Source organism: Qipengyuania sp. (genome assembly GCF_042095715.1).
In the GTDB taxonomy this organism is placed as follows: Bacteria; Pseudomonadota; Alphaproteobacteria; order Sphingomonadales; family Sphingomonadaceae; genus Qipengyuania.
Genome location: NZ_JBELMO010000117.1, coordinates 1 through 5,250, shown reverse-complemented (window position 1 = coordinate 5,250; position 5,250 = coordinate 1). Strand labels below are relative to the sequence as shown.

The window sequence follows — 5,250 nt, the reverse complement described above, 5'->3', positions numbered from 1 at the left end:
ACCGATATGCATGAGGTGCCCGTGAAGCGTATTGCCGCGATTGTCGCCCTGACCCTTACCGCCGCCGCGCCGGGCCAGCCGGGTGCTCCTCCGATGGATCCGGCGGTGATGCGTTTGCAGGTGACGCTCGACCGGATCGGTTTCGGCCCGGGCATCATCGACGGGCGCAGCGGAGCATCGCTGATCAACGCATTGAAAGGGTTCCAGGAAAGCCGTGGCCTGACGGTGACGGGGCAGCCCGACCGCGCGACGATGCAGGCGCTGGCCGGGTGGCGGGGCCTTCGCCCGACCATCGCGGTCACGCTTGACCGGGATGCGCTGCGCGGCCCGTACACCCCGGTTATATCAAAGGATTATGCCGAGCAGGCGAAACTGCCTGGGATGTATTACAAGCGCCCCCTGGAGAAATTGGCGGAACGCTTCCACACCACGCCAGCGGTGCTCGCCGAACTGAACCCCGGTGTGACGAACATCGGGCCGGGCACGACGATCACCGTCCCGAATACCTTTCCGTCGTCGCGCGCCTATCCGTCCGATGCGACCCCGGCGTGGCGGGCCACGCTCGCGGCGCTGAACGTCGAGGCTAAGGTTCCGGTGGCCGCCAAGATCGTGGTCGACAAGTCCGACGGCGTCCTGCGCGCGCTGGACGGCAACGGCCGCGTCATCGCGCAATATACCGCTACGATCGGGTCCTCGCGCGATCCCCTGCCGCTCGGCGACTGGAAAGTGCTGCACGTCTCGCCCAATCCGGACTGGAAGATGAACCCCAAGATCCTGAAGGGGGTGAGCGACGACAAGCAGGCGCAGATCATTCCCCCCGGCCCCAATAACCCGGTCGGCGTGGTGTGGATCGACCTTAGCAAGGAACATTACGGCATCCATGGCACCAGCGAGCCGCAGCAGATCGGCCGCGCCGAATCGAACGGCTGCGTCCGCCTCACCAATTGGGACGCGGCGCGGGTTGCGCTGATGGTCAAAGGCGGAACGCCGGTGTTGTTCCAGGCATGACATGACGCGGCTCGGCTGGTCGATCCTTGCAATCATCCTGCTGGCGACGATCGGCTTTCTTAGCCTCGTGTCGTTTGGCGGCGCGTCACGTGAGCCGGCTCTTGTGACTGGCGAGCCGCGCGATGAGCTTCCCCCTTCCGAAGCTCCCGGCGCGCCCGAGCGTTTGCTGGTCCCGGTGGCAGGTGTGCCGCGCACTGCGCTTAGCGATGACTACGAACAGGAGCGCGGCGGTGGCACGCGAACGCATCGGGCGATCGATATCATGGCGCCGCAGGGCACGATCGTCCGCGCCGCCGCGCCCGGTCGGATCGAGAAGCTGTTCCTCAGCCATGATGGCGGGCTGACGATCTATCAGCGCAGCCTCGATCGGCGGACGCTGTATTATTACGCGCACCTGCTCGGCTATCGTCGCGGGCTGAGTGAGGGGCAGGCGGTGCGAGCGGGCGAACCGATCGCGGCGGTGGGGGCGACCGGCAATGCCGATGCCGCCGCACCACACCTGCACTTCGCGGTCAATCGCGTCGCGCCCGGCGATCGATGGTGGCAGGGGCAGCCGGTGAATCCCTATCCGCTGCTTGCCGGATCGCGCACCAGTCGCTAAGTCGCCGCCACCCGGCCGTGGGGGGACGCAATGTCCCACACGGCCCAGCTCTTTTCCATAGGCGAAGCCCCATGAAGATCAGCGGCGTGGACATCCGTCCCGGCAACATCATCGAATACGAAGGCGGCATCTGGCGCGCGGTGAAGATCCAGCATACGCAACCCGGCAAGGGCGGCGCCTATATGCAGGTCGAACTCAAGAACCTGCGCGACGGCCGCAAGAACAACGTCCGCTTCCGCTCGGCGGAGACGGTCGAGCGCGTGCGCCTCGATACCAAGGATTTCCAGTTCCTGTTCGCCGAGGGCGATGGCCTGGTCTTCATGGACAAGGAAACCTACGATCAGGTGACGTTGCCGCGCGACCTGCTGGGCGATGCCGCCGCGTTCCTGCAGGACGGCATGGACGTGGTGATGGAACTCTATGACGAGGAAGCCATCAGCGTGCAGCTGCCCGATACGATCGAGGCGACGATCGTCGAGGCCGATGCGGTGGTGAAGGGGCAGACGGCTTCGTCCAGCTACAAGCCGGCCGTTCTCGACAACGGCGTGCGCGTCATGGTCCCCCCGCATATCGCAAGCGGCACGCGGATCGTGGTCGATGTGTACGAGCAGACCTACGTTCGCCGCGCGGACTGATCATCGCTGATTGTGGCTCCTCCCTGATGGGGAGGGGGGAGATAAGAAATGCCATCCCATTCGGGCCTGTTCACGGTCATCGAGCGCGCCGCGCGCAAGGCGGCGCCGCGCCTGCGGCGTGATTTCAACGAAGTCCAGCATCTGCAGGTCAGCCGCAAGGGGCCGGCGGATTTCGTCAGCCAGGCTGACCAGCGCTGCGAACAGACGTTGTTCGAGGAACTTTCCAAGGCGCGCCCCGACTGGGGCTTCGTGATGGAGGAGCGCGGCACGGTCGAGGGCGACCCGAACAAGCCGCGCTTCATCGTCGATCCGCTCGACGGCACCTCGAACTTCCTCCACGGCATCCCGCATTTCGCGATTTCGATCGCGGTCGAGGAGCCGCTGCCCAGCGGCAAGCGCGAGATCACCACGGCGCTGGTCTATCAGCCGCTGACGGACGAAAGTTTCTGGGCGGAGAAAGGCCGGGGCGCGTGGTTGCAGGACCAGCGCCTGCGCGTATCGTCACGGCGCGAACCGTCCGAGGCGCTGATCGCCACCGGCATACCGTTCATGGGCCATGGCGATTTCGTGCAATGGACGCGCATCTTCGGGGCGGTCGCACCACAGGTCGCGGGCATCCGTCGGCTCGGTTCGGCGGCACTCGATCTCGCCTGGGTCGCCGCGGGGCGGTTCGACGGCTATTGGGAAAGCGACCTGAAGATCTGGGACGTTGCGGCCGGCTACCTGCTCGTCAAGGAAGCGGGCGGCTTCGTCACCGACTTCCGTGGCGGCGATCGCGCCTTTGAGCGGAACGAGTATCTCGCCGCCAATGACGCGATGCATTCCAAGCTGCACAAGATGGTGGCGCAGTCGCTGCGCTAGCGGCGGGCGATAGGCGCTTCAACAGGCGCGCCCAGGCCGGGGCGGGGGGCGCCGGTCTGGGACCTTTTTCGCGCTTCCTGCGATTCATTCTCACGCCTTGGTGGCCTTGCCCCTCCGGGGGCGCGGGTCTAGAGGTCCACCGTTCCTCTCGCACTTGCGAGAGAAGCCCGAGAGCCCCCGAGAGAGAGCCATAGTGGTCGATCTGTCGCAATATCTTCCCATCCTCCTGTTCGTGGGAGTCGCGCTGGCATTGTCGTCGGCATTTGTGTTTCTGCCGATGCTCGTTGCCAAGCTGACGGGCGCCGCGAAACCGACGCCGGAGAAGCTATCCGAATATGAGTGCGGCTTCCCCGCATTCGAGGACAGCCGATCGCAGTTCGACGTGCGTTTCTATCTCGTCGCCATTCTGTTCATCATCTTCGATCTCGAGGCGGCGTTCCTGTATCCCTGGGCAGTCAGCGTATTCTCGCTCGGCTGGACCGCTTGGATCAGCATGATGATCTTTATCGCCGAACTCGCCCTCGGCCTCGTTTACGCATGGAAGAAGGGAGCGCTGGAATGGGAGTGACCACTCATTCCGGGCCGATCGGGCTCGTCAATTCCCCCGAAAGCTCGCGCGGCGTCGTCGCGCCCGATCAGGGCTTCTTCGACAGCCTGAACGGCGAGCTGACCGACAAGGGTTTCCTGGTTACCTCGACCGAGGAGCTGTTTCAGTGGGCGCGCACCGGCTCGCTGTGGTGGATGACCTTCGGGCTGGCGTGCTGCGCGGTGGAGATGATCCACGTCAACATGCCGCGCTACGACATGGAGCGGTTCGGTGCCGCGCCACGCGCGTCGCCGCGTCAGTCGGATGTGATGATCGTCGCGGGCACCTTGTGCAACAAGATGGCGCCGGCGCTGCGCCGCGTCTATGACCAGATGTCCGAGCCGAAATACGTCATCTCGATGGGCTCCTGCGCCAATGGCGGCGGCTATTATCACTATAGCTACAGCGTCGTGCGCGGTTGCGATCGGATCGTGCCGGTCGATATCTACGTTCCGGGTTGTCCGCCGACCGCCGAAGCGTTGCTGTATGGCGTGATGCAGCTGCAGCGGAAGATCCGCCGCGCCGGGAGCATCGAGCGATGAGGGCGCCGGCACCGGCGTGGGCCGCCGATCTCAACGATGCGACGATCGACAGCGCCCGCGCGGCGCTGGGCGAGGCGCTCTCCGACGCGGTCGAGGTCGCTGGCGAGGTGCAGTTGCATGTCACGCGCGACGGGCTGATCGCGGCGCTGACCGCGCTGCGCGATACGCCGGGGCTGGAATATCAGCAGCTGATGGAGATCGCGGGAGTCGACTATCCCGATCGGGCCGAGCGGTTCGAAGTCGTCTATTGCCTGCTTTCGCTGACCCGCAACCACCGCCTTCACGTCCATGTTCCCGCGACGGAAGAGACGCCGGTGCCGTCGGTGACGGGGCTGTGGCCGGTCGCCGGCTGGCTGGAGCGCGAAGTGTACGACATGTTCGGCGTGCTCTTCTCGGGCAATGCCGACCTGCGTCGCATCCTGACCGATTATGGTTTCCGCGGACATCCGTTCCGCAAGGACTTCCCCCTGAGCGGCTATGTCGAGCTACGCTATTCCGAGGAACAGAAGCGCGTCGTCTACGAACCCGTCAGCCTCGCGCAGGATTTCCGCACCTTCGATTTCATGAGCCCCTGGGAAGGCGCCGCATATGTGCTGCCCGGTGACGAGAAGGCGAAATTGCCGGAAGCCAAGGGTGCGCCGTCGCCGGTAACCGCGACCGAGGTGCAAAAGGCGGACGCGGTGCAAAGCGCCAAGGCCGCGCCGACGGCCGCCAGTGAGCCCTATGCCAAGAAGGATGCGCAGGGCACTGCGGACACCGGGGCGGGCAAGCCGGGGTCGGATGCGGCGCCACGCCCGGCGGACCCGGATGTGACGGCCTCAAAGAGCGGGGGGCAGAATCAGTGAGCGATATGCTGACCCAGAAAGACCAGCCGATCGACCAGCTCGCCGATCCGGCGATCGAAAAGCTGCTCCATCATCCGGATGCCGCGCATCCGACCGATGGCGACGTGGCGATCCAGAATTATACGATCAACTTCGGGCCGCAGCATCCGGCCGCGCACGGCGTGTTGCGGTT

7 protein-coding genes and 1 pseudogene are annotated in these 5,250 nt (G+C 65.3%); all 8 read left to right on the top strand.

Going from position 1 to position 5,250, the window contains the following annotated elements; all coding sequences use genetic code 11:
• Positions 1-6 precede the first annotated feature (6 nt).
• Entirely contained in the window at positions 7-1,008 is a 1,002-nt protein-coding gene (locus ACFDTG_RS16000; RefSeq protein ID WP_375291946.1) for a L,D-transpeptidase family protein, read from the top strand.
• A 1-nt stretch (position 1,009) separates the two neighbouring features.
• Positions 1,010-1,609 carry a M23 family metallopeptidase gene (locus ACFDTG_RS15995; protein ID WP_375250456.1) on the top strand — a complete coding sequence of 200 codons (600 nt, stop codon included), beginning with the start codon at positions 1,010-1,012 and terminating at the stop codon, positions 1,607-1,609.
• 71 nt (positions 1,610-1,680) lie between these two features.
• Positions 1,681-2,244 carry an elongation factor P gene (gene efp, locus ACFDTG_RS15990; RefSeq protein ID WP_375250455.1) on the top strand — a complete coding sequence of 188 codons (564 nt, stop codon included), beginning with the start codon at positions 1,681-1,683 and terminating at the stop codon, positions 2,242-2,244.
• A gap of 48 nt (positions 2,245-2,292) precedes the next feature.
• Positions 2,293-3,105 (top strand): inositol monophosphatase family protein, encoded by an 813-nt coding sequence (locus tag ACFDTG_RS15985; RefSeq protein WP_375250454.1) that lies wholly within the window; start codon positions 2,293-2,295, stop codon positions 3,103-3,105.
• A 193-nt stretch (positions 3,106-3,298) separates the two neighbouring features.
• Positions 3,299-3,673, top strand: a complete 375-nt coding sequence (locus ACFDTG_RS15980; protein ID WP_375291945.1) for an NADH-quinone oxidoreductase subunit A — start codon at positions 3,299-3,301, stop codon at positions 3,671-3,673.
• The gene (locus ACFDTG_RS15975) at positions 3,664-4,233 is read left to right on the top strand and encodes a NuoB/complex I 20 kDa subunit family protein (protein WP_375291944.1); all 570 of its coding nucleotides are present in this window, start codon (positions 3,664-3,666) and stop codon (positions 4,231-4,233) included. The genes ACFDTG_RS15980 and ACFDTG_RS15975 overlap by 10 nt, the downstream gene beginning before the upstream one ends.
• A complete protein-coding gene (locus tag ACFDTG_RS15970) occupies positions 4,230-5,078 on the top strand; it encodes an NADH-quinone oxidoreductase subunit C (protein WP_375291943.1) in 849 nt (282 codons plus the stop codon). The genes ACFDTG_RS15975 and ACFDTG_RS15970 overlap by 4 nt, the downstream gene beginning before the upstream one ends.
• Positions 5,079-5,083: 5 nt before the next feature.
• A pseudogene (locus tag ACFDTG_RS15965) lies at positions 5,084-5,250 on the top strand (NADH-quinone oxidoreductase subunit D); the annotation flags it as partial.